This is a genomic window from Bifidobacterium aquikefiri, assembly GCF_002259795.1.
GTDB lineage: Bacteria > Actinomycetota > Actinomycetes > Actinomycetales > Bifidobacteriaceae > Bombiscardovia > Bombiscardovia aquikefiri.
Genome location: NZ_MWXA01000005.1, coordinates 348,529 through 373,471 on the forward strand (window position 1 = coordinate 348,529; position 24,943 = coordinate 373,471).

Genomic DNA, 24,943 nt, shown 5'->3' on the forward strand with positions numbered 1-24,943 from the left:
GGAGATTCAATATGGCAACATATCGTAAAAGTCGCGCCCATGCTCCAGCCGGATTCTTCGAATGTGAGGGCAGGGGTTTGCAATGGCTTGGTGAAGCACAATCTCAAGGTGGACCCCGTGTTGTTGATGTCTTTGATTGGGGCAAGGACTATCTCGATATCGAGCGTGTCGATGCAAGTTCGCCAACACCAAAGGCCGCATATGATTTCGGGGCGGCATTGGCGCGCATGCATGACGCAGGTGCTGACTACTTCGGCTCAGCGCCTCGAGACTATACAGGAACATGCTATTTCGGACCCTTGCAGGATCCGGTTCCGATGGACACGGGCACTTGGGACAATCCAGCTGACTATTATGCCGAAGGGCGCCTACTCCCCATGGTTCGGATGGGCATTGAGCGCAGAGCATTAAATCAGAACGACTTACGCATGACAGAAGAAATCGTTGATGCATTGCCGGACTTACTCGGCGAAGCCGGTCATGACAAGCCTGCTCGCGTTCACGGAGACCTATGGAGCGGCAATCTGATGTGGACGGCCGACAAAGGTGAGACGCAGGCGGTGCTGATTGATCCCGCTGCGCATGGTGGGCATCGGGAAGAGGACATCGCGATGCTGCATCTTTTCGGAGCATCGTACCTGGAACAGATCGTTGATGGCTACCAGTCAGTTCATCCTCTTGCTTCTGGATTCCAACAGCGATACACCTTGTGGCAGCTCTACCCCATTGCCGGACATTGTGTATTCTTCGGTGGCGGATATGTGAGCGAATACCGTTCCATGTGCCGCTCGCTGCTTCAATAGCACCAGAAACACTCCACAGGCTGGTTCAATACGCTGCTTTCACAGACCTGATGTGGATTTTTCACTCCATCTCAAGTGAGATTTTCGAGTTGTTGTATACGGAAGAAGTACGGATGGGGACTGTGCAAGCGCTTACACAGTCCCCATCCGTATCACAGGCATATTGATATTGTGCCGTGCCATATGGTCTTGTCAGCCCAAGGCATCCTTGATTCTGCCAAAGAACCCTTTGCGACTCTTTGTCTTAGGGCGTGACCTTCCCGTCGTGTGATGGGCATCGGCGTCATGAAGCTTTGCGAATTCCATCATCAGCTTCTCTTCCTTGTCACTGAGCTTGGTTGGCGTATCGACAACCATGTGCGCAACCAGATCACCACGTTCGCTTTGCGAGCGAAGCTTCGTCACGCCAAGCCCTTTCAGAGGAATCGCGTCTTCCGACTGGCACCCGGCCGGGATGCTCAAGGTTTTCTTGCCATCAAAAGTGTCAATGTCGATGTCATGCCCGAGAACTGCCCAGCTCATTGGAATCTGAATCCAGCAATGCAGATTGTCTCCATCGCGCGTGTATTGAGGATCTGGATTGATGGATATGTCTATATATAAGTCACCAGCGGCACCACCGCCCTCACCGACCTCACCCTGAGAAGCGAGACGAAGACGGGAATCATCGGTAATGCCGGCAGGAATGGTTACTCCAACAGAACGCTTCGTCTGCACACGACCATGCCCCACGCATGTCTGGCATGGATGCTCGATGATCGTTCCGTGGCCCTCGCAGCGTTCGCATGGCGCTGAAGTCATCATCTGCCCCAACATGGTGCGCACCACCTTCTGTCTGAACCCCTGACCCTTGCAATCCGGGCAGGTCACTGGCTTCTCGCCATTGCGGGTACCGGCACCACCACAGTCAGGACACAGACCATAGGTATGGATCGTGGTGTGCGCCACTCCCCCGAAAATGGCTGTCTTCAAATCGATGTTCACATGTGACAAGGCATCGCGGCCAGCCTGTGTACGAGGAATCGGGCCCTGCCCTGAAGATCCAAAGCCTGAACCAAAGAACTGGCCAAAGATATCACCAAATCCATCGAACCCTTGCGCGCCTTGTCCAAATCCGGCAGAAGCCTGTGGATTGTTAGGATCTACGCCCTGGTCATACATCTGTTTCTTCTGCGGATCGGACAACACGTCGTAGGCGTTGTTGACCTCTTTGAACTTGTCTTCGAACTGCGGGCCAGCAATGTCTGGATGATATTTACGGCTCATCTTTCGATATGCCCGCTTGATCTCATCTTCGCTTGCCTCGCGGGTAACCCCCAAGACCTCGTAATAATCTGCCACTGGTATTTCTTTCTGTGTGCTTGCCGTGCAATTGTCTCATATGGCCGCAATGGCCGAAGCATTATGATGGGGAAGTTTCGTTCCCGTTTTCCTGTGCGATACATGAAGTCAGATACCGCGCAACTGCCTGAACAGCGGAGATCGTAGCCGCATAATCCATATGCGTCGGCCCGATGGAACCGATGAAGGCCACTGGCTCTGCAGTATCCGAGACTGAGGACTCATCTTCATCGCCAGTGCCCAGATTCATCTCCACAGCATTCCCGGCCAAGCGATTACTGATGTCATCAGCGCCGTCCACCTCCTGACGACGCAGACCGGTGGCAGCATCGGCTGACGCTGAGCGGGCTATGTGCCCATATCCACTGGTAACGACGGCAGCATGAATCAGGCCAAGCGTATGAGTTTCTGAACCAATGGCAACACTGACCCCATGAGACTGTCGAACCTCGCTGAGTGCACTCATCAATCTCATCAGAACAACCTGCTCTTCCAACGCATCGAAGATTGGAGCCAGATCGGTAATGCCAATTGCCTGCTGATGTGTGAGTTGCGATGTTCCAGCCATATAGAGTTTGCTGGACTGCTCCTCACCTGCCATGTCGTCGAATATCTCGGCAAGTCTCACCACGAGCATATGAATCCGGTGAAACGCAGCGGTCATTGACAAGCTTCGCAGGAATTCGCCGGTACGGGATAGAGAAACTCCCTGGCATTGCTGATTCACCACGTCACCAAGACGGTTGATGAGCTCTGCAGAAGGCACCTCAGAGCAACGAAGAGTCCTCTGAACCACACTGCCAGTATCAGTAATGACAACCACCAGAAGCATCGTCGGTGCCAATGCAACAATTTCAATTCTGCGCAAGAGTGATTTGGCAAGCGAAGGCGATGCCACTATCGCGACTTGACCGGTGACCTGTGCCAACAGCTGTGCAGCCCGATGCAAGGTATCTTCAAGACTGACCGAACCTGAAAGAAATCCATCGATGCCCCTGCGTTGTGCCCGAGAGAGTGGAACTATCTTCGCCAGTCGATCAACGAAGTAGCGATATCCCTTTTCAGTTGGAATTCTGCCCGCAGAGGTATGCGGCTGCACCAGAAAACCTTCATCTTCCAAAGCAGACATGTCATTTCGTACCGTTGCCGAGCTCACGCCAAGATCGTGGGATTTCGTGAGCGAGCCCGAGCCAACAGGCTCCTGAGAACGAATATAGTCTTCGACCACAGCTCGCAAAACAAGCATTCTCCGTGTGTTCGTCATGCTCGCCTCCTTATCTGCAGTCCGTCAAGTGTTTGAACTCGGACTCCTTCATGTTCGGCGTGTCTTGCAAAACTCATCCGAAAGCACCGTGCCACTCATAATTGCCGTGACATCATCATATGGAGTCATTATTAACCATCTAACAGTATAAGAAGTATTAGCACTCACTATGGAAGACTGCTAATGACTTCGTTATCAGCTAAGCCTCTCGAACCGGATATCAATCCGACTGTCGGACACACGAATCCTCACGTTCTGTGTCGTCTGCGAAAGCTAGCATGGGAGTGCAATGTGAGGGTCGCATTCGCATTCGGCACCTGCCAGATGCGAGGCCCACTAATTGGAAGGAAAGTTGATCACATATGACCGATTTTAAGTGGTCTGAGCTGGACGACCGCGCAGTCAAGATGGCTAAGGTCCTCTCTGCAGATGCGGTTGAGAAGGCAGGAAGCGGCCATCCCGGCTCCCCAATATCTCTGGCTCCAATCGCCTATACGCTCTACCAGCATTTCATCAAGCACGATCCAAACGACCCAAAGTGGGCAGGACGCGATCGTTTCATTCTCTCGGGTGGACATGCTTCCCTGACTGAATACGTTCAGTTGTTCTTCTCTGGCTATGGCCTGACCCTTGATGATCTGAAGAAGTTCCGCACTGCCGGAACGCGCACTCCAGGCCACCCTGAATATGGCTTGACTCCAGGCATCGAAATGACAACCGGCCCCCTGGGCCAGGGTCTCGCTTCTGCCGTCGGATTTGCATACGGCCAGCGCTACCAGCGCGGACTGCTTGATCCTGACGCAAAGGCTGGCACTTCACCATTCGACCATAAGGTCTGGGTCATCTGTGGTGAGGGCGATGTCGAGGAAGGCGTCTCATCTGAGGCAAGCTCACTCGCAGGCAATCAGGAACTCGGAAACCTCACTGTTATCTTCGATGCCAACCACATCCAGATTGAGGGCGACACCAAGCTCGCCTTCGGTGAAGACATTCTCAAGCGTTACGAGGCTTACGGCTGGTACACCGATGAGTTTAGCTTCATTCAGCCAGACGGAACCTACAAGGAAGACACCGAAGGTCTTGCCAAGGTTCTCGAAAAGGCCGAGGCAGTCACCGATCGTCCGAAGTTCATCAAGGTTGATTCACTCATTGCATGGCCAACGCCAGGCAAGACCAACGATCCATCTTCCCACGGTTCAAAGCTCGGCAGTGAAGCTGTGGCTGGCCTCAAGAAGGTTCTTGGATATGATCCAGACAAGAGCTTCGAAGTTGACGAAGAGGCGCTTGCTCACGCTCGCGAGGTTGCGCAGCGTGGACTTGAGGCGCACGCCGAGTGGGATCAGAAGATTGACGCTTGGAGAAAGGCAAACCCCGATAAGGCCGCTCTCTACGACCGTATCAGCCAGGGCAAGCTTCCTGAGGAGTTCGACAAGGCTATCGATGATCTCGTCGACACGTTCGAGCCTGGTTCAAAGGTTGCGACACGTAAGGCTTCCGGTGCCGTCATCAATGCAATCGCCGCCGTCATGCCTGAACTTTGGGGTGGCTCCGCTGATCTTGGTGGTTCCAACAACACCAACATCAAGGGCGCAGCTTCATTCATTCCAGCCAAGGATGCCACGGTCCAGTGGCCAGATGCCAATGAGTATGGGCGTCAGCTGCACTTCGGCGTCCGTGAGTTCGCCATGGGTGCCATCACCAATGGCATTCTTCTGGGCTCCGATACCCGTCCATTCAATGGCACCTTCTTCCAGTTCTCCGATTACGAGCGTCCATCCGTTCGCCTCGCAGCACTGATGAAGATTCCAAACCTCTACATCTGGACCCACGATTCAGTGGCTCTTGGTGAAGATGGTCCAACGCATCAGCCAATCGAGCATCTTGCAGCAGTTCGCGGCATTCCTCAGCTCGAGGTTGTACGTCCAGCCGATGAGTACGAAACCGCCGAGGCCTATCGTTATTTCTTCGAGAAGGATAATACGCTTCCAGCGGCTTTGATTCTGACACGTCAGGGTGTTCCTACCCTTGAGGAGACCAAGGCAAAGGCACGTGATGGCGTTCGTCGTGGCGCCTATGTGCTGGTTGACACCGAAGGTGAGCCTGATGTACTGATCATGGGAACCGGTTCCGAGGTTCAGCATGCCGTTGCAGCAGCCAAGTCTCTTGCTGATGAAGGCATCAAGGCACGTGTGATTTCTGTGCCATCCATGGAATGGTTCGAAGAGCAGGATGAAGAATATCGCGAAGAGATTCTTCCTTCAGCCGTCAAGGCTCGTGTGTCGGTCGAAGCCGGCATCGCAATGCCGTGGTACAAGTACCTCGGCAGCTATGGCAAGCCCGTTTCCATCGAAAGCTTCGGCCTTCAGGGTGACGGCGACGAGAACATGGTTGACCTTGGCATCACCGCCGAACATGTCGAAGATGCCGCAAAGGCTTCCATCGCAGCCGTAGAGGCAGCTGAATAGTTCATCTTCGCAATGTTGTGGGAGTGCGCAGCTCAGCAAGATCCTGACCGCTCACTCCCATGCATGCATACAGATGTTTGAGTGAATTTAAGGAGTAGTAATGGCAGAAAATGAAAACACACAACGTACGAGTGACTCCGGCGTTTCGATCTGGCTCGATGACTTGAGCCGTACCCGCATCGAATCTGGCAGCTTGCAGAAGCTCATCGCAGAGAAGAATGTCGTTGGGGTTACCACCAACCCATCGATCTTCCAGAAGGCACTGAGCCAGGTAGGCCCATATGATGCACAGCTCAAGGAACTCGGCAAGGTTGACGTCGAGACCGCCGTTCGTGAACTGACCACAACCGATGTACGCAACGCAACCGATATATTCGCTGATGTTGCCAAGAACACCAACTTCGTCGACGGACGCGTTTCCATCGAAGTTGACCCACGCCTCGCGCACGACACCGCCAACACCGAGAAGCAGGCTGTGGAACTGTGGGAAAAGGTTGATCGTCCGAATGCCATGATCAAGATTCCTGCAACGCTTGAGGGTCTTCCAGCAATCACCGCAACATTGTCCAAGGGCATTTCAGTGAACGTCACACTGATCTTCTCCCTCGAACGCTACGAGCAGGTCATCGATGCCTTTATCGAAGGTATCGCACAGGCTGACAAGAATGGCCACGACCTGAGCCGCATGGGTTCAGTCGCATCCTTCTTCGTCTCCCGCGTTGATACTGCCGTTGACAAACTCCTCGAAGCCAATGGCTCCGACGAGGCCAAGGCGCTCGAAGGCAAGGCAGCCGTTGCCAATGCCCGACTCGCCTATGAACTCTTCGAGAAGAAGTTCGCCGAGGATCCACGCTGGGCCGACCTTGAGGCCAAAGGTGCCAAGAAGCAGCGTCCACTGTGGGCATCGACCGGTACCAAGAACCCTGCATACTCTGATTGCAAGTATGTTGATGAACTCGTTGCCAAGAACATTGTCAACACCATGCCTGAGAAGACGCTGAATGCTCTTGCAGCCCATGGCAATGGCAAGCCTTCCATCGTAGACACTTACGAGGAGAGCCACGAAGTCATGAACAAGCTTGCAGAGCTCGGTATCAGCATCAAGGAAGTCACCGACAAGCTTGAGGCTGATGGTGTCGCTGCATTCATCAAGTCCTGGGACTCGGTGCTCAGCGATGTTCAGTCCGGCATTGACCGCGTCAATGCCTGAAGCAACTGAATTTACCAAACTGAATTTCCGGTAATTCATAATGTGCATGTGCCAGTTGGTACATGCACATTTTTTATGCCCATATTTAAAATAAACGACGAGGCCTCTTCACATTGCGGCATGAAGGGCTCTGAAGATTCATGGATGTCCCCTACTCTGCGATCCCAAGCGTATGCGCATCCTCCCCACCCAGTGCTCCCTAACAACCCAGAAACCCGTCCCTTCACGCCCCCCACTCCACCTTTCCGCCATTCCCAAGCCCACTCCCTTTTCCGCCATCCCTCACGCCCCCGCTCCACCTTCCGTCATCCCCAAGCACATTCCACCTTTCCGTCCTCCCCAAGCACTCCCCCTTCCCCGTCATCCCGAGCGGAGGCGCGAATCGCCGCAGTCGAGGGATCTCACCAACGAACATCAAAAGCGGAGATCTCTCGACTGCGGCTACGCCTCCGCTCGAGATGACAAAAAGAACGACACTCAATGTCACAAAAGGAAAGAGCAGATCCCGCGACACAAAAGGAGAGAGCAAGTCCATGGAGCAGAAGAATAGTCGTGCCGAACGTAGGCACAGGTGCAGTGGGACTGCTCTGAGTCAGCACAACGTGGGTTCATATTCGACCACATGACCAGATTGCAGTGTCGCAATCAATAGGCAAACGCTATTCTCACCACATGTATTACGTTTATATGCTCACAAACCAGCACAACACCGTTCTCTACATCGGAGTAACCAACAACATCATGCGAAGGCTGCAAGAGCATCGCCGAGGCGAAGGACGTGCGTTCACCGCACAGTACAAACTCACCAAGGTGGTGTATCTGGAAACCTCGGAGTCAATAATGGCAGCCATAGAACGTGAAAAACAACTCAAACACTGGAGCCGCACGAAAAAGGATGCACTCATCAATGCGAAGAATCCACAATGGAAAGATTTGTCATTACAATGGTAAGATCCGACTCTTCGTTATGGCGTGTAGATTTCTGAGTGTCCCTACTCCGTCATCCCGTGCTAAGGCGCACATCCCGCCTCCCCGAGCGTGGCGCACCTCGTTCATCCCGAGCAAGCGGTAGATTCCGTCATCCCGAATGAAGCGGACCCCGTCATCCCGAGCAAGCGTAGCGCGTCGAGGGATATTCTCCTGGTATCCAGCGAATGTGAGATCTCTCGACTGCGGCTACGCCTCCGCTCGAGATGACAAAACGAGAAACACGCGAGATGCCAGAGAAAGAATCATTGGAGAAGATGGGAACAGGAAACACTGGAAAAGACGGGGGAAAGAATCGAGGCTATAGGCAAGGTATTGCTTATAGCCTCCCTATATTCTCCCGATATACAGGAAGCCCCGGTATGTGCCGGGGCTTCCTAAAAATGAATTGTGTATCAGATGAGGCCAAAGCGCTTCATCACGCCAAGCGCAATGATGATGACCACCCATGTGATGGCAACAATAACCGTGAGTCTGTTGAGGTTCTTCTCTGCAACTCCCGAGGTGCCTGCATTGGAGCTTATGCCGCCACCGAACATATCGGAAAGACCGCCACCCTTGCCCTTGTGCATAAGAATGAGCAACGTCAACAGAATGCTGGCAATTACCACAATGGCTTGCAGAACAATCTTAAGTATGGTCACTTGAACCTCCACCTTTAATCAACTCTCACAACAATACAGCATGCTTTGGAATAAAACTCCTGAATTAATCCCGAGTTGCGACTTTTTCGGCTATTCGTGCAATATTGGTGAATTCATTTACGTCCAAGGAAGCTCCACCAACCAGAAAACCGTCCACATCGGGTTCTGAGAGCAGCTGAGCCGCATTCTTCGAGGTAACCGAGCCACCATAGATGATACGCACCGACTGAGCGACATGAGTATCAAAGGTCAGTCGAATGTGATCTCGAATTGCGCGAGCAGCGTCCTGAGCCGATTCAGGAGTAGCAACCATACCGCTGCCTATCGCCCACACCGGTTCATATCCGATGATCAACTGCTTTGTCTCGTCCTCTGACAAGTCACGAGTCACATCGTGAACCTGTCCGACTGCAAATTCCAGTTCAATGCCCTGTCTGCGTTCCTCAAAACTCTCACCCACACACAGGATCGGTTGCATGCCTGCTGCAAGAACGGCCCTCACCTGATCGACAATGTTTGCATCGTCCTTAGGATGATATTTTCGGCGTTCAGAATGGCCCACAATCACATACGAACATCCAAGATGGGCAATCATGTCCGCAGAAACATCCCCGGTGAAAGCCCCCTGGGATGTAACCGAGACGGCCTGTGCCCCATATTTGAGATGTAGGTTATCCGCCTCAACGAGCACCTGGACACTGCGTAGGGAGGTGAATGAAGGAAGCAGCGCAACTTCGCATTTCCTGTAGTCAAAATGCGCATCACGCAACATCCAGGCAAGCTTCTGCACGAAGTAGGTAGCTTCAAGATGATCGAAATTCATCTTCCAGTTTCCCGCTACCAGTGGTTTTCGTGCCATCGTCGCAACCTTCCTTCTTACGCCATGCAGATCGAGTCAATTCAATGATCTGTAAGCATCCATCGTGTATGAATCGGACGCAATCGGATTCGATTGCGTCCGATTCGATGCATGATTCCTGGGATTACTCAAGAACCTTCAGTCCTGGGAGTTCCTTGCCCTCAAGGAACTCCAACGATGCGCCACCACCAGTCGAGATGTGCGAGAATCCATCTTCGGGGAAACCGAGATTGCGTACTGCAGAAGCTGAATCACCACCGCCAACGATGGTGAAGGCCCCCGCCTGAGTTGCATCGACCAGTCCCTGTGCAACGGCCTTGGTGCCTGCTGCGAAAGCCGGGAACTCGAACACGCCCATTGGACCATTCCAGACGACTGTCTTGGAATCAACGATCTTGTCGTGGAAGAGTCTCTGTGAGTCAGGACCAATGTCAAGACCCATCTTGTCCGATGGAATTTCATCGGCAGCAACCGTGGCATGCGGCGAATCAGCAGCAAACTTGTCAGCAACGATGATGTCTGTCGGCAGCACGAGCTCAACGCCGTTCTTCCTAGCCTCTTCGATGTAGCCCTTGACTACGTCAACCTGGTCTTCCTCCAACAGTGAAGTTCCGACCTCGTAGCCCTGAGCCTTGAGGAATGTGTAGACCATGCCACCGCCGATGATCAGACGATTGGCGTTACCGAGCAGATTCTTGATGACACCAAGCTTGTCGGAAACCTTTGAACCACCAAGAACGACCGTCAGCGGACGCTCTGGATCAACCGTTGCATGAGAGAGTGCCTTGACTTCCTTCTCGACCAGCAGACCCGCCGCTGATGGCAGATCAGCTGCAACGTCATAGTTCGATCCCTGCGCACGGTGAACAACGCCGAAACCGTCGGATACGAAGACTTCACCGAGGGCGGCGATCTTCTTGGCGTAGGCAGCACGCTCAGCCTCGTCCTTGCTGGTCTCTTCAGGATTGAAACGAACATTCTCGAGCAGCAGTACCTCGCCATCCTTGAGCGCAGCAACCTTGCTCTGTGCATCCTCACCATAGGTATCCGATGCAAGAGGAACTTCGATGCCGAGCAGTTCACCGAGACGCTTGGCGACAGGTGCCAGGCTCAGCTCAGGAACGACCTTGCCCTTGGGACGGCCAAGATGCGCCATAAGAATGACCTTTGCGCCATCTTTGCGAAGGGCTTCGATAGTTGGCAGAGCAGCCTTGATACGGCCATCATCGGTGATGGTTGTGCCTTTCAGAGGAACATTGAAATCAGCTCGAACCAGAACACGCTTACCTTGCAAATCTCCAAGGTCCTTGAGTGTCTTCATAAACTATCCTTTCTCGCCGTGCTCATCTCAATCGCCTTATTCCAACGATTCTGTCTCACGCACGAACAGTGGTTTACATCACATAACAGTTCACAGACTACAAGGGGCAACGAACAATGGCGCTGAAATTTACTGACATGTGAATGTCCTCTTTCACCTATGACAATTCAACACGGCATGCTGGTGCATAGCGAGGGGAAAGCTTCGACATGCACCGGCATAGCATCCTTCACATGTAATGAACGATGGGGCTCCACGAGTTCCAGTCCCTCAATCATCGAACTCAAGCAAGGGTGAGATCTTGGGATTCATATGATGTCCTGGATCTCATGTGAAATCTAGAAATTCAGTCAACGGCCCGATTATTCTGTGCCTGCTGCTTCTCTATCTTATTGGCCAATTGAAGCAGACGCCGAATGCGGCCAGCGATAGCATCTTTGGTAACGGGCGGATCTGCAAGGCGGCCCAGTTCCTCAAGACTTGCATCACGATGATCGAGTCTCAACTGACCGGCAGCACGCAGGTTGTCGGGAATGTCCTTGCCAAGAATCTGGAATGCCTTCGTAACCTTCTCACTGGCCTCAACGGCAGCCTTTGCACTTCTACGCATATTCGCGTCGTCAAAGTTGGCGAGACGATTGGCCTTGCCGCGGGATTCCCCGTCGCTGCGCTTACCGGTCCATTCTCTGGCAGAATGTGGTGCACCAATGAGATTCAGCATGCGCTCAATCGCATCTGGATCACGTAAAGTAACACGTTCAGAGCTTCGCACCTGTCGTGCCCTTGCATTGATGCCGAGACGACGTGCCGCACCGACAAGTGCAAGTGCCGCTTCTGAACCGGGGCACACAATCTCAAGATAACTCGCCTTGCCAGGATCAGAAAGCTCTCCATGCGCGAGGAACGCTCCTCGCCATGCCGCCTTGATCTGAGCGATGTTGCCACCTATTATCTCTGCGGGCAGTCCTCGAACCGGACGCTTGCGGCGATCGAGCAATCCAGTTTGCAGGGCAAGCGCGCCGCCTGCACGCAATACTCTGACAGAATATCTGACTACTATGCCTGTCGGCGTCTGACGCGAAACCTCAATCACATCCGATTCATGCCCATAAACCTCTTGAATCGTGGCCTGCAGCCACTGTGCGGCATCACGAGAATCGAACTGAGCTTCTACAACGATATGCCGTTGCACAAGATGAAGCCCGCCACCGAAACGAATCATCGTTGCAGCCTGCGCCTTCTTCGCTGCAGGCAGTTCGTTGTCGATTACGGCGAGTTCGCTTTTGACATCATCCAGTAGAGCCAACAGCTAACCTCCTACAGTTACATTCTTGACTTGGCTAAAATTTTGGTTTCTTTCCGAAACCTACCGGCTATCTGTGATACCGAATATCTTGGACATTTCATGAGGTTATGCACCTTCGTGAACCCGATTTGTCGGTATCTTCTGGTCTTTTCCTACGCTTCTGACACCGTTGCCATCTACTCCCGTTTTCGTTGCAGTTCCCGCGCCGAGACGGTAACAGACAGCCCCTGACTTCTCAAGATCTTGGCCAATGCCTCACTCATGGCAACAGATCTGTGCTGACCACCCGTGCAGCCCATGGCAATGGTTACAAAGTGCTTGTCTTCACGGGCATAGCCACGAATGGCTGTCAGAATGGCCTGTGAATAGAATTTAAGGAATTCAGATGCCTGCGGACTGGAAAGTACGTAATCGCTCACGGGCTTGTTCAAACCATTGAGTTCGCGCAGTTGCGGCACCCAGAAGGGATTTGGCAGAAAGCGTACATCGGCGACAAAGTCGGCATCAAGTGGAAGGCCATATTTGAAGCCGAAACTGAAAATATGCACGGTAACTGTCTGCGGGCCCTTGCCCAGGAGTGCGTCATAGAGTTTTGTCGATAGCTGGTGGACGCTCAAGTGCGATGTGTCAATCACGACATCCGCACGATCCTTCAGATTCGAAAGCAGGTCACGTTCTTCGTTGATGCCATCGATAAGTCTACGTCCATGCTGAAGAGGATGCGGCCTGCGCACAGATTCATAGCGTTTGATGAGCACATCATTGTCCGAGTCCAGGAACAGGATCCGATATTTCACTCCGAGATCGTCCAGATGGCTGAGCACGGCTGCCAGATCATCAAAATACGAGCGCGACCGCACATCGATGACGGCTGCCAATTTGTGAACCTTCGAACCAGACGAAGTCATCATATCCACGAGAGGTACGAGAAGCTTGGGAGGCAGATTATCAACAACGTACCATCCCATGTCCTCAACACTGTCCGCAGCACGAGAGCGCCCAGCACCAGACATTCCTGTGATGAGCAGCACCTCAAAATCATCGGCGGGTTCGGGCGAGGAATCCTCGCTCTCCTGCTCAGGTTTCGAACCGATCCATTCGCTCATTTGATTGCCTCCTGCACTGCCATGCGCATTGACATGTCAAGATCTGCAGGCATATCCACCTGCTTCGTTCGCGTCATCAGGGCTACCTGAGGTATGGCCTGGTATATCAGCATTTCCTCTCCTGTTATCACTACAGCTCCCAGCTGTGCACATGTCTCCACGAATATACTAGGGCGAGGTTTATACACGACGTCAAGCACGCTTGCATTCAAACGAATATTCTCACTGATCCATGCCTGTGCAAGAGAATCCGCCGCATGCGCAGGAAGGGTGGATATGATGTATCGTCTATCGCTGATATTGCGTGGCATCTGGGTGAGCGACCATGTCGTCGAGGTCATGGAAAGCGTCGCACAGAGTTGTCGAAGCCCCTGCTTGGCAGCTTCGTTTCGCGCAATGATGTCGACATGCCCCACGCCGAGAGTGCAACATGCCGCTATTGCAGAGGCCGCAGTATTGCCGCTACCTATCACGACTGCACCTTGGAGATCGCTGCGGTTGCTTCGCACCTTGGCATCGCTGCCGAGCTCTGCATGTTCAAGAGCCTTGACAATGCCTTCAACGTCAGTGTTGTACAGGGAGATTCTGGGCTCTGTTCCATTCGACGCACCCCAACTCAACACCGCCGTATTGGCGACCTTCAAGGTGTGAGACCAGCGGTCACTCGCCTTCCCCAGCGGCATCACCGCCTTTTTCAGCGGCATCGTAAGACTCAAGCCAGCCCATGTACTGTCGAGGGAAGCGATGAATGAGACAAGATCGTCTGCGTGAACGTCATGCCGAATGTAATCCCAATTCGGAAGATCCAAGCGTTGATACGCGGCCCTATGCAGCACCGGAGAAAGCGAATGCGCTATCGGGCTTCCAAGAACTGCGCAATGCTGTTTGAGAGCAACACCATTGTGCGGGTACGGCCTAACGGATGCAACTGCTGTGCTATTCATACCCCCCTGCTCCTATCTCCTGTGAGTCACAGCCCTATCAGATTTTTCGGGCGTCTGTCTTGATTGTGCCATGCCTCTATAACATCGCCGGTAGAACACCACATAATGAGCATCCCCGAGAGAGGTGGCTCCTCAATTGTCTATCGAACAGTGGGAGAACCCGATGCGTCTTCCTTATGAAGCGCATCGAAGATTGCGGCCGCCTTGGATGTTCCAACTCCATTGACCTTGCATAGTTCCTCTTGACTTGCCGCCTTCATGGCTCGCACTGAACCAAAATACCGCAGGAGACGTTTCTGATATGAAGCTCCAATGCCTGGTATGTCATCCAGTTCAGAGCGCAATGCGCCTTTCCGACGCTTCTGACGGTGATAGGTAATCGCAAACCTATGTGACTCGTCTCGAACCCGCTGCAGCAGGTACAGTCCCTCTGACTGCCTCCTGAGAATGATGGGATAGTCATCGTCAGGAATCCAGACCTCCTCGAGCTTCTTGGCAAGGCCACACAGTGCAACATCGGTTATGCCGGAGTCATTCAACGCGCGCTGAGCTGCTGCGACCTGCGGCTTACCGCCATCAACCACAATCAGATTGGGCTTGTATGCAAAGCGATGAGGGGCGATGCGCTGCTGAACGATACCTTCCGTGTTCTCGGCAACGCGTTCCCCCGATTCCTGTGCACGTTCAATCTCACGTTCATTGCTCATATCCTCGCCGGAATCACCGGCGACATTGCCATGCTTGAACCGGCGCATCAGGGTCTCATAAATTGCCGATGTATCGTCGATGGCACCATTGCCATCTTTGCCACGTATGGCGAATCTTCGGTATTCGGACTTCTTGGCAACGGCATCCTCAAAGACAACCATGGAAGCAACCTGGAATGCGCCACCGATAGTGTTTGAAATATCGTAGCATTCGATGCGCAGGGGAGCCTGCTTAAGCCCCAATGCCCTGGCAACGTCATTCATGGCTTCGGTTCGGGCTCCGATGTCGCTGATTCTGCTCATTTTGCTACGTATCAGCGATTGCCCTGCATTCGCATTCGCGCGATCAAGCAATGCCTTCTTTTCACCACGTTCAGGCACATGCAGTCTCACCGTGGAGCCACGTCGATCGGAAAGCCATGTTTGCAATGACTCCATTCGTTTGGGAATCAGGGGCAGAATGACTTCCCTCGGAATAGGCGAAATAGGTGCAAGAAGATCAGCTCTACCCGTCATTTCCTGACGTTCATGCCGCTCGCGTGTTGCCTTGGAACGAGCGATGGCATCAGTTGCAGTAATATGCTGCGTCGAACCGAGAGCGTCGCGTGCCCGTGAGATGGCAATGCCCGTATTGCGAGATTGATATCCGGCTGGGAACTCGTCGGCCAAGGCGTTGAGCTCATCGTCATCAGATTGTTCCAATGTGGTATCTTCACCCGACTGCACAGGGGTTTCAGACTGCACAGGGGTCTCAGATTGCATAGGTTTTTCAGACTGCACTGCAATCTCTGACTCGGCATGAAGGGCCTTCGGTGTGATGTTCCTCATTTGAGATTCGTTCTCTTCGATCAGAACTGAATACACCTGAGTGATCAAATCACTGACAAGCTCCTCGTCGCTCACATCCTCGACGCGTTCCACACTCCAGCTGCGCTCACCGCGGATGGCACCCGATCTGACAAAGAATGCGTGGACAGATGCTTCCAATTCATCAGAGGCGAGACCGAAGACATCCGCGTCGACGTTGCTGTCAAACACAACGGCATTCTGTTCTATCACCGTTTTCAGCATCATGATCTGATCGCGCAGCCGTGCAGCCTTCTCGAAATTCAGACCTTCACTTTCGACCTGCATTTGGGCCTTGAGCGCTTCAAGGTATCGTGAACCAATCCGACCAGTCATGATGCCAATGATTTTCTCTTGGTTGCGTTGATATTCTGTGAGCAGCTCATGGTCAATGGTGTGTATGGTCACGTTCGAGCGGTCATAGACTCCAGGAGTCACATCGGAAATCGGAAATGCGATAAGCAACTTATCCAAGGTTCTCCGTAGATCGCGGACCTTCGCATAGGGACCGAAATATCTGGTGTTTCGGCGGTTTCTACTTCGCGTTATCCAGATCCTCGGCAGTTGGTTTCCCAACGACATCGCTAGATATGGATAGGTCTTGTCATCACGGAAGACCACATTGAAGCGAGGATCGAACTCCTTGATCCAGGTGTATTCGAGTGTGAGCGATTCCAACTCAGTGCCGACAACCGTCCATTCCAGACTTCGCGCAGTAAGTACCATCGTCTGCGTCCGCGGATGCATCTGATACAACGGTTGAAAGTAGTTCGTGAGCCTGTTGCGCAGATTCTTCGCCTTGCCAACATAGATGACGCGCCCTTCACCATCACGCCACTTGTAGACTCCAGGCTGATTGGGAATGTCAGATGTCTTCGGGCGGAACAGATCACGAGTATCACCGAGCAGAGGCGCACCATTCTTGTTGACCTTGCGCGCCTGGTCGCCTTCCCCCTCGGAACCAGTCACCGGCATCTGCGTCGATTGGATCAGCGATCGTGCCCGCGCCTGCCACACCTGCGGAGAATGCCGCTCAATAAAACCAATAGTCATCCGTGAATAACCTTATTGTTGTTCCAACATCGGTTTCAGGAACTTGCCTGTCCAACTCTGTGGATTGTCAGCAACATGCTCAGGAGTGCCCTCATCGACAATCGTACCGCCACCATCGCCGCCTTCAGGACCGAGATCGATGAGCCAGTCTGCGCTTTTGATGACATCGAGATTGTGTTCAATGACGATGACCGTGTTGCCCTTATCCACCAGGCCTTGCAGAACTCGAAGAAGTTTGCGGACATCCTCGAAATGCAACCCGGTGGTCGGTTCGTCAAGAATATAGACCGTGGTCCCATCCGAACGCTTCTGCAGTTCGGTCGCGAGTTTCACTCGCTGCGATTCACCGCCGGAGAGTGTGGGCGCTGGCTGTCCTAGACGGATATAACCCAACCCGACATCTACCAAGGTTTTCAGATAGCGATGGATCGACGGATATGACTTGAAGAACACACTGGCCTCTTCGATGGGCATATTCAGCACCTCGGCGACATTCTTGCCGTTGTATGTGATTTCCAACGTCTCACGGTTGTAGCGCTGACCATGGCACACCTCGCATTGCACATAGACATCAGGCAGGAAGTTCATCTCAATCTTGAGTGTTCCATCACCATGACACGCCTCACAACGACCACCCTTGACGTTGAATGAGAAGCGACCTGGACCATATCCGCGAACCTGTGCCTCCGGAGTCTTGGCGAAGAGCTGACGAATCTTATCCCATACGCCGGTATAGGTAGCTGGATTGGAACGAGGTGTGCGCCCGATTGGGTTCTGATCGACATGAATGACCTTCTTGAGCTGGTCAACACCTTCAATTCTGGTGTGCTTGCCTGGCACGATACGGGCGCCATTGAGACGATCTGCAAGGGATGGGTACAGAATCGAGTTGATAAGCGTTGACTTTCCCGATCCAGAAACACCTGAAATGACCGTCATCACACCCAGAGGAATCTTTGCCGTGATGTTCTTCAGATTGTTCTCACGCGCACCAACAATCGTAATCTGTTTGCTCTTGTGAATCTTTCTACGCTTCTTCGGGATTTCAATCGAGCGCCTGCCGGCAATGTAATCGCCGGTTACCGAACCCGCGGCATCACTAATCTGACGCGCCGGCCCTGAGAACATAACCCTGCCACCGTGTTCACCGGCGCCTGGACCGATATCGATCACCCAGTCAGCTTCTTCAATCGTCTCCTGATCGTGCTCCACAACGATGAGGGTATTGCCCAGATCGCGAAGATGATGCAGGGTCTCGATCAGCCGCTCGTTGTCGCGTTGGTGCAGGCCTATCGACGGCTCATCCAGAACGTACATTACGCCGACCAGACCAGAACCGATCTGCGTTGCCAGACGAATGCGCTGTGCCTCGCCACCGGAAAGCGTCGCCGCTGCGCGGGAGAGCGTGAGATAGTCCAAACCGACATCGTTAAGAAAACCAAGTCGAGCCCGGATTTCCTTCAGAACCTCGCCGGCGATCTTTGCTGCCGAACCCTCCAGATGAAGCTCAGAAACCCATTGAAGACCTCTTACCACCGGCATATCGCATACATCGGCGATAGATTCATCCTTGACCGTCACGGCAAGAACCTCAGGCTTGAGTCGTTTACCCTGACACGTCTGGCAAGGGATTTCGCGCATATATGATTCGTAGTACTGACGCATCTGGTCGGAGTCAGTCTCGTCATGACGACGCATGAGCGTGCGGATCACGCCTTCAAAACCAGTCGAGTATTCGCGCAGTCTTCCCCAACGATTGCGATAGGACACGTTCACTTTGAATTCGTGACCGTAGAGAACGGCGTGACGAACCTCATTGGGAAGTTCTTTCCAAGGTGTCTTCATCGAGAAGCCCATATCTTTGGCGAGCGCCTCGAGAAGATGCTGATAGTAATCCGACGTGGATTTGGTTCCGCCCCATGGTTCAATCGCTCCCTCGGCTAGTGATTTATCAGGATCGGGAACGACGAGTTCAGGGTCGATTTCCAGGCTGAAACCGAGGCCAGAGCATGTTGGGCAGGCACCGTATGGTGCGTTAAACGAGAAGGTGCGTGGTTCTATTTCGTCCAGTTCGAGAGCGTGTCCATTCGGGCAGCTTCGATGCTCCGAGAAAGGCTGGCGACGTTCAGGACTCTTCTCGTCCACATCCACAAAATCGGCAATCACCGAACCGTGCGCAAGTCTGAGTGCCGTTTCTATGGAGTCCGTCAACCGTTGGCGAATGCCTGATTTGAGCACAAGTCGGTCGATGACCACCTCGATTGTATGCTTTTTCTGCTTCGTCAGTTTGATGTCGTCATTGAGCTGATGCATGGTGCCATCAATCAATGCGCGTGCATATCCATCGGAGCGGAGAGTCTCCATCAACTCTACGAATTCACCTTTTCTGCCACTGACCACCGGTGCGAGCACCTGAAAACGGGTGCCATCGCTGTGGCTGAGCAATGTGTCCACAATCTGCTGAGGTGTCTGGGCAGTGACCAATGCTCCACAGACAGGGCAATGGGGAATGCCAGTACGAGCAAACAGCAACCGAAGGTAGTCGTAGATTTCTGTAATCGTGCCGACAGTTGAGCGAGGATTGCGATTGGTGGTCTTCTGGTCAATGGAGACGGCAGGACTTAAGCCCTCGATGAAATCGACATCGGGCTTGTCCATCTGGCCAAGGAATTGGCGTGCATACGCGGAGAGCGACTCGACATAGCGCCGCTGACCTTCTGCAAACAAGGTATCGAATGCCAACGAGGATTTCCCTGAACCAGAGAGCCCCGTAAAGACGACCATCCTGTTACGTGGAAATTCAAGACTTACATTCTTCAGATTATGCTCACGAGCACCCTGAATGACAATTTTTCTGTCACTCGGAAGCGTTGAAAGGTCCGCAATGAGCGTGTTGCTCGTCGCTTTCATTGGGGGGTTGTGAATAAGGTCGTGCACGCGGTCGAGCTGTGCCGCCCTCTCTTGCGATGCATGTTCTTGCAATGTCTGCACTGTGGATTCGCTTCTATTCGTGGACTTTCGATGAACTGTGAATATCGTACCCCCATTGAAGCATATGCTTCGAACATCTGTTCGATTTTCACACAGGGCGTTTCGTGCATGCTGCGCGTCATGCCAAGCATCGATACTGATAGTGTGCGAGACTTGTCACAGAGCAGCGGAGGCAGGAAAGCACGAATGAGGGGGGATCGATGAGCGAACATCAAGCGGGGCCAATCGAGTCGAATGAGGCACCCGATATCGAAGAGACCGACCACAGCATTGCACCTTTCGATGTCGAGCAGGGCAATTCTGCTTCCCCGGAGGGTGGCGAAGGCATCGACGATGCGAATGCCGATACGCCACACGACAAGCAGACCACGGCAAAGAAGAGTGGGCATACGACCCGGCATGTCTCTCAGACCACCGTGCTGTGGATAAGCTGGGCGATCATGGTCGCGTTCAACGCTTACTCGGAACTCGCCCGACTGGGTGGCACCACCACGGGCGAGATCTCCAACAGAGAGTTCGCATGGTTCACTCCCGCAGGCTATGTGTTCGCCATCTGGGGCGTCATATACATAGCTCTTGCTGTCTTTCTGGCAGTGCTCCCCCGCGAGCGTCTCCCCTATCTATGGAACACCGGTTTCAACGCGGTCGGCATGCTCTTTATCCTCAGCTGCCTGCTCAACGTGAGCTGGCTGATCGTATGGCATTATGGTCAATTCACCGCAAGCATGATCATCATCGTGGCCATCGCCATCTCCGTCTGGCTGATGTATGCGTTGTTGAGGCGTGCAGGAGCAGGCATTCTTGTCTGGGCACCGATTTCGATTTACGCAAGCTGGCTAGCCATCGCTACCTGCGCCAATGCTTCGTATCTCGCGGTCCATCAGTATCCGAACATTGAATCGACCGTGCAGGCCACCACAACTTTCTTCATGCTCATTCTGCTGCTCGGTGGAGCTTTTGCAATACGCACCAGATTGAACGATTGGATCAGCCCACTGGTAGTCATCTGGGCCGCAATCGGCGTTGGAGTTCGTCTGTTCACCACCTCAGCGCCTATCGGAGTCATCATTATTGCCATGACTGCAATCGGCGCGCTGCTCATCTATTTCCCATGGCAACACTATTCGATTGTCCCGAACACATCAGCCAACGCCTAGGCCATGATTGTGTGCAGGTTGTGCTTTGGGAGTCGGTTTTTTCGCGATTCAGTCATACAACCGACTCCGAAAGCACAACGTGCACATAGGCCAAATCAAGACCGATGTTATGATGGTCGATTGGCAGAGGGCAGGACGGGACGCTGGATGAGGCGTCCATGCATTTTTTAACACGGTAAGGCGGATGAGGCATGGCAATCGAGGCACAGGGTCTGGAAATTCGAATAGGCGCTCGATTGTTGCTTTCGCCAACGAACTTTCACGTCGGCAAGGGTGACCGCATCGGCCTGGTCGGTCGCAACGGTGCAGGAAAAACCACGCTTACCCGAGTGATTACGGGCGATATGTTGCCTTCGGCCGGCAAAGTACGCGTATCTGGCAAACTTGGATATCTTCCGCAGTCCACGCACGCGGCAGATCCAAACCAGAGCGCTCTTGACCGCGTTATGAGTGCGCGAGACATAGCTTCGATCATCACGCGTCTGCGCAAGTCAGAGGTTGACATGACCAATCCTGACCCGACTATCATGGAAAAGGCCATGAACCGCTATGACAAGGCACTGCAGGATTTTGAACAGGCCGGCGGATATGCGGCACAATCCGAAGCCATCGCGATGGGCGAAAGTCTTGGACTCGATCAAGACATTCTCAAGAGAACCTTGGGAACGCTTTCTGGCGGTCAACGTCGCCGTATCGAGCTTGCAAGAATTCTCTATTCCGATGCCGATACCTTGATTCTTGACGAGCCGACCAACCATTTGGATGCCGATTCGATTGAATGGCTGAAGAACTATCTGCGCCATTTCGACGGAGGATTCCTCGTCATCTCCCATTCCACCGAATTGCTAGACGAAACCGTCAATAAGGTCTGGCATTTGGATGCACAGCTTGGCCAGATCGATGCCTATGCACTTGGTTGGAAGGCGTATCTCAAGCAACGCGTCGTTGATGAGGAACGACGTCGTCGCGAGCGCGAGGTTGCCGAGAAAAAGGCCGATCGCCTCATGAAGCAGGGCATCCGTCTGCATGCAAAGGCCACCAAGGCAGTGGCGGCACAGAATATGATGCGCAGAGCAGAACGATTGCTCGAAGGGACACAAGAAGCGCAGCGCGACGAGAAGGTCGCAGACCTCAGGTTTCCGGAACCTGCTCCTTGTGGTCGCACGCCAATCATGGCGAAGGATATTTCAAAGGCTTATGGCTCCAACATTGTATTTGCGGGCATCAATCTCGCCATTGACAAGGGTTCCCGTGTAGTGATTCTCGGATATAACGGAGCCGGAAAGACCACGACCCTGCGTCTGCTTGCCGGCATTGAAAAACCTGACACCGGTGTGGTCGATTTCGGTCATGGCGCAAAGATCGGCTATTTTGCTCAGGAACATGACACCTTGGATAACGATGTCAGCGTATTAGAAAATCTTCAGCATGTTGCCCCTGAATTGGAGAACACCCAGGCGCGTACGATTCTGGGTTCGTTCCTATTCTCTGGCGAAGATGCGATGAAACCCACGTCTGTTCTTTCCGGTGGCGAGAAGACACGTCTGGCCTTGGCAACATTGGTTACCAGCCGCGCCAATGTTCTGCTGCTCGATGAACCAACCAACAATCTTGATCCAGCCAGCCGTGATGAGATTCTCAAGGCGATATCCAAATATGAGGGATCGATTGTGCTGGTAACCCATGATGAGGGGGCTGTGCAGGCGCTGAATCCTGAGCGTGTGCTTCTGATGCCCGATGGTGACGAGGATCTGTGGAACGACGGATATCTTGATCTCGTTGCCGAAGAGTAGAACCCACGGGTAGAGTTGATGTGAGAGTGGCAGTTCATCACATTGGCTTCGATTCGGGGGGTAGATTGCAATGTCGTCATCTTTTCTCAGCGCTTCGGCGGGTTCGAATTCCCGGGTAAATGTGGCAGCACATGACGATTTTCTCTGCGAAGCCTTCGATTCTCAGACCGTACGAGCTTTGGAAAAGCCCCTGCTCGATATAGGTGTTCCTTTGATGCAGACCGCGGCTTCCGCCGTTGCAGCAACCGCCCGCGTGATGCTTTCACACATCGATGTTGAACTCGACCAAGCGGATGTTGTAGTTCTTGCAGGCGGAGGCGATAACGGTGGCGATGGCCTGTATGCCGCCGCTGAACTCAGCCAGGCTGGTGCTTCAGTCAGCGTGGTTGCCGTTGGGCGCAGTCTTCACCCGGAGGGATTGGATGCATGTCTGCACAGTGGGGTCGAAATAGACGCAATAGATCAACAGGCGATCATTCCCGGTTGCGTGACACCGAGCGATTCCGAAGAAAGTTCGGAACGTCTTGAAGATGTGCTCTCATACATTGCATCAGCGCATCTGGTGATTGATGCGATGACCGGGATAGGCCTTCATGGAAGTCTGCAAGGCATCCCTGCGGCCATAGCCGATGCGTTGGGCGAAAGCGGTGAACTTCCCGACAGAGCAGCTCTTCCAAACAGCATGGAAACTCACGGCTTGCCGCTGATCTTGGCGGTGGATACCCCCTCGGGAATCGGCATTGATGATGGAACCCTTCCCGGCGCATATATTCCTGCAGATGTCACCGTCACCTTCGGAGCATTAAAGCCTTGCTCGATGCTTCCACCGGCGGCCTATGTCTGCGGTCAGGTAGTCGTTGTCGATTTCGGCTTTGACACGGAGCATATCGAGCCAGCGGTGCGAGCGACAACAATGGACGCGTCAGCCCAATGGATTCGTTTACCGCATCTCAGTGATTCCAAGTATTCACGTGGAGTAGTGGGTCTCGTCACCGGTTCAGAGCAGTATCCAGGTGCAGCGGTCATGTCAAGCACCGCAGCAAGTGCAAGCAATGTTGGCATGATTCGCTATTGCGGTCCACAACGTGCCGAGGAGATGGTTCTCTCGCGGCTTCCAGAAGCGGTGACAGGGGCCGGCCATGTACAGTCGTGGGTTGTGGGATCAGGAGTATCTGTAAAGGACGACGATTCTCAACATCGCCAGATTCAGGACATTCTCGATGATTACGATATTGCAATGGTTGATGGCACCGATATCGACGATGTCGATGCAGATGAGAAGGTAGACGAAAGCGAGCTTTCGAATAATGCCTCTCAGATCAGGCTCTCGGTAAATTCATCGGAAGCTACGAATGCCGCTTCCGGCAAGCGTGCCCAACCATGTGCAGTGGTCGATGCTGGGGCTTTGCCATTGTTGCCCGGACGCGTAACCGCCAATGTCATTCTCACGCCACATGCCGGGGAGTTGGCTTCCTTGCTTGCTTCTCGAGGAGAAGATGTTTCCACCGAAGATGTTCTTGCTGAACCAATGAAGTGGGGCATTCGTGCCTGGGAACTGACGGGGGCGACGATTCTGCTCAAGGGCGCCATCACTGTGATCATCTTCGACGACGGCTTGGGCAATCCAACAGTTATCACCTCAGGCTTTGCTCCAGCATGGACGGGAACGGCAGGCTCAGGCGATGTCCTGGCCGGCATAATTGGAGCGGTGGTTGCGCAGAATGCTGATGCACTGCGAGAAAATCCATATCGAATCGGCGAATGCGTTGCAGCAGGAGCGTATCTTCATGGTATTGCGGCAAGAATCGCTTCCGGTTCGTATCAACGAGGATGGACCTTGCCGCTGCTGTGTGACCCACATCATGCTCGCAACTTTGTCCAATGGCTCGGCGATGTGCTTGATGGCGACACCTATGCCACCAAGCCGGTACTCGGACATCCAATCGTCGCATCTGACATCGTTGCACAAATCCGAGCATCCCTGACTCTCCTAGTTGAAAACCGGGTCAGCTATATTGCCGAAATTGAGGAAGAATCCGAAGATGAGGCAAACACCAGTGCCGATGAGGATTCAGAGGACATGGATGATGTCTCTGAAGACGATGATCTTTAACTCGACAGACCGAACAAGAAGAAGGCAATACCT

The 24,943-nt window shown here is 53.2% G+C and carries 17 protein-coding genes; 7 read left to right on the plus strand and 10 right to left on the minus strand.

Annotated features, from left to right (window positions below):
• Positions 1–11: 11 nt before the first annotated feature.
• Complete coding sequence (locus BAQU_RS05430) at positions 12–803, plus strand: fructosamine kinase family protein (RefSeq protein ID WP_094693415.1); 792 nt, start codon at positions 12–14, stop codon at positions 801–803.
• Between the two features lie 192 nt (positions 804–995).
• Here the strand turns inward: BAQU_RS05430 and dnaJ are convergent, their stop codons facing one another.
• Together dnaJ and hrcA are read right to left on the minus strand one after the other, a co-directional pair.
• Entirely contained in the window at positions 996–2,144 is a 1,149-nt protein-coding gene (gene dnaJ, locus BAQU_RS05435; RefSeq protein WP_094693417.1) for a molecular chaperone DnaJ, read from the minus strand.
• 61 nt (positions 2,145–2,205) lie between these two features.
• Positions 2,206–3,408 (minus strand): heat-inducible transcriptional repressor HrcA, encoded by a 1,203-nt coding sequence (hrcA, locus tag BAQU_RS05440; protein WP_094693419.1) that lies wholly within the window; start codon positions 3,406–3,408, stop codon positions 2,206–2,208.
• 362 nt (positions 3,409–3,770) lie between these two features.
• Between hrcA and tkt the strand changes: the two genes are divergently transcribed.
• The 3 genes from tkt (at position 3,771) to BAQU_RS05460 (ending at position 8,034) form a co-directional block, all read left to right on the plus strand.
• Complete coding sequence (tkt, locus tag BAQU_RS05445) at positions 3,771–5,873, plus strand: transketolase (RefSeq protein ID WP_094693421.1); 2,103 nt, start codon at positions 3,771–3,773, stop codon at positions 5,871–5,873.
• Between the two features lie 100 nt (positions 5,874–5,973).
• On the plus strand, positions 5,974–7,083 hold the full coding sequence (gene tal / locus BAQU_RS05450) for a transaldolase (protein ID WP_094693423.1): 1,110 nt from the start codon (positions 5,974–5,976) through the stop codon (positions 7,081–7,083).
• A 636-nt stretch (positions 7,084–7,719) separates the two neighbouring features.
• On the plus strand, positions 7,720–8,034 hold the full coding sequence (locus BAQU_RS05460; RefSeq protein ID WP_211277117.1) for a GIY-YIG nuclease family protein: 315 nt from the start codon (positions 7,720–7,722) through the stop codon (positions 8,032–8,034).
• A 431-nt stretch (positions 8,035–8,465) separates the two neighbouring features.
• On the opposite strand, the gene secG is transcribed toward BAQU_RS05460, so the two are convergent.
• The 8 genes from secG to uvrA form a co-directional block, all read right to left on the minus strand.
• Positions 8,466–8,714 carry a preprotein translocase subunit SecG gene (secG, locus tag BAQU_RS05465; RefSeq protein WP_094694005.1) on the minus strand — a complete coding sequence of 83 codons (249 nt, stop codon included), beginning with the start codon at positions 8,712–8,714 and terminating at the stop codon, positions 8,466–8,468.
• Between the two features lie 64 nt (positions 8,715–8,778).
• Positions 8,779–9,573 carry a triose-phosphate isomerase gene (gene tpiA, locus BAQU_RS05470; RefSeq protein WP_094693429.1) on the minus strand — a complete coding sequence of 265 codons (795 nt, stop codon included), beginning with the start codon at positions 9,571–9,573 and terminating at the stop codon, positions 8,779–8,781.
• 124 nt (positions 9,574–9,697) lie between these two features.
• Positions 9,698–10,894: a phosphoglycerate kinase gene (locus BAQU_RS05475; RefSeq protein WP_094693431.1), complete on the minus strand. Its 1,197-nt coding sequence runs from the start codon at positions 10,892–10,894 to the stop codon at positions 9,698–9,700.
• 346 nt (positions 10,895–11,240) lie between these two features.
• Positions 11,241–12,200, minus strand: a complete 960-nt coding sequence (whiA, locus tag BAQU_RS05480; protein ID WP_094693433.1) for a DNA-binding protein WhiA — start codon at positions 12,198–12,200, stop codon at positions 11,241–11,243.
• 176 nt (positions 12,201–12,376) lie between these two features.
• Entirely contained in the window at positions 12,377–13,306 is a 930-nt protein-coding gene (gene rapZ / locus BAQU_RS05485) for an RNase adapter RapZ (RefSeq protein ID WP_094693435.1), read from the minus strand.
• Positions 13,303–14,250, minus strand: coding sequence for a shikimate dehydrogenase family protein (locus BAQU_RS05490; protein ID WP_094693437.1), 948 nt, complete (start codon positions 14,248–14,250; stop codon positions 13,303–13,305). The genes rapZ and BAQU_RS05490 overlap by 4 nt, the downstream gene beginning before the upstream one ends.
• Positions 14,251–14,390: 140 nt before the next feature.
• Entirely contained in the window at positions 14,391–16,856 is a 2,466-nt protein-coding gene (uvrC, locus tag BAQU_RS05495; protein WP_094693439.1) for an excinuclease ABC subunit UvrC, read from the minus strand.
• 12 nt (positions 16,857–16,868) lie between these two features.
• Positions 16,869–19,766, minus strand: a complete 2,898-nt coding sequence (gene uvrA, locus BAQU_RS05500) for an excinuclease ABC subunit UvrA (RefSeq protein WP_094694007.1) — start codon at positions 19,764–19,766, stop codon at positions 16,869–16,871.
• Positions 19,767–20,047: 281 nt separating this feature from the next.
• Between uvrA and BAQU_RS05505 the strand changes: the two genes are divergently transcribed.
• The 3 genes from BAQU_RS05505 to BAQU_RS05515 all read left to right on the plus strand — a co-directional run bounded on the left by BAQU_RS05505 (position 20,048) and on the right by BAQU_RS05515 (position 24,910).
• Positions 20,048–21,004: a hypothetical protein gene (locus BAQU_RS05505; RefSeq protein ID WP_094693441.1), complete on the plus strand. Its 957-nt coding sequence runs from the start codon at positions 20,048–20,050 to the stop codon at positions 21,002–21,004.
• 191 nt (positions 21,005–21,195) lie between these two features.
• Positions 21,196–22,797 carry an ABC-F family ATP-binding cassette domain-containing protein gene (locus tag BAQU_RS05510; RefSeq protein WP_094693443.1) on the plus strand — a complete coding sequence of 534 codons (1,602 nt, stop codon included), beginning with the start codon at positions 21,196–21,198 and terminating at the stop codon, positions 22,795–22,797.
• 70 nt (positions 22,798–22,867) lie between these two features.
• The gene (locus BAQU_RS05515) at positions 22,868–24,910 is read left to right on the plus strand and encodes a bifunctional ADP-dependent NAD(P)H-hydrate dehydratase/NAD(P)H-hydrate epimerase (protein ID WP_094693445.1); all 2,043 of its coding nucleotides are present in this window, start codon (positions 22,868–22,870) and stop codon (positions 24,908–24,910) included.
• The last annotated feature ends 33 nt before the right edge of the window (positions 24,911–24,943 follow it).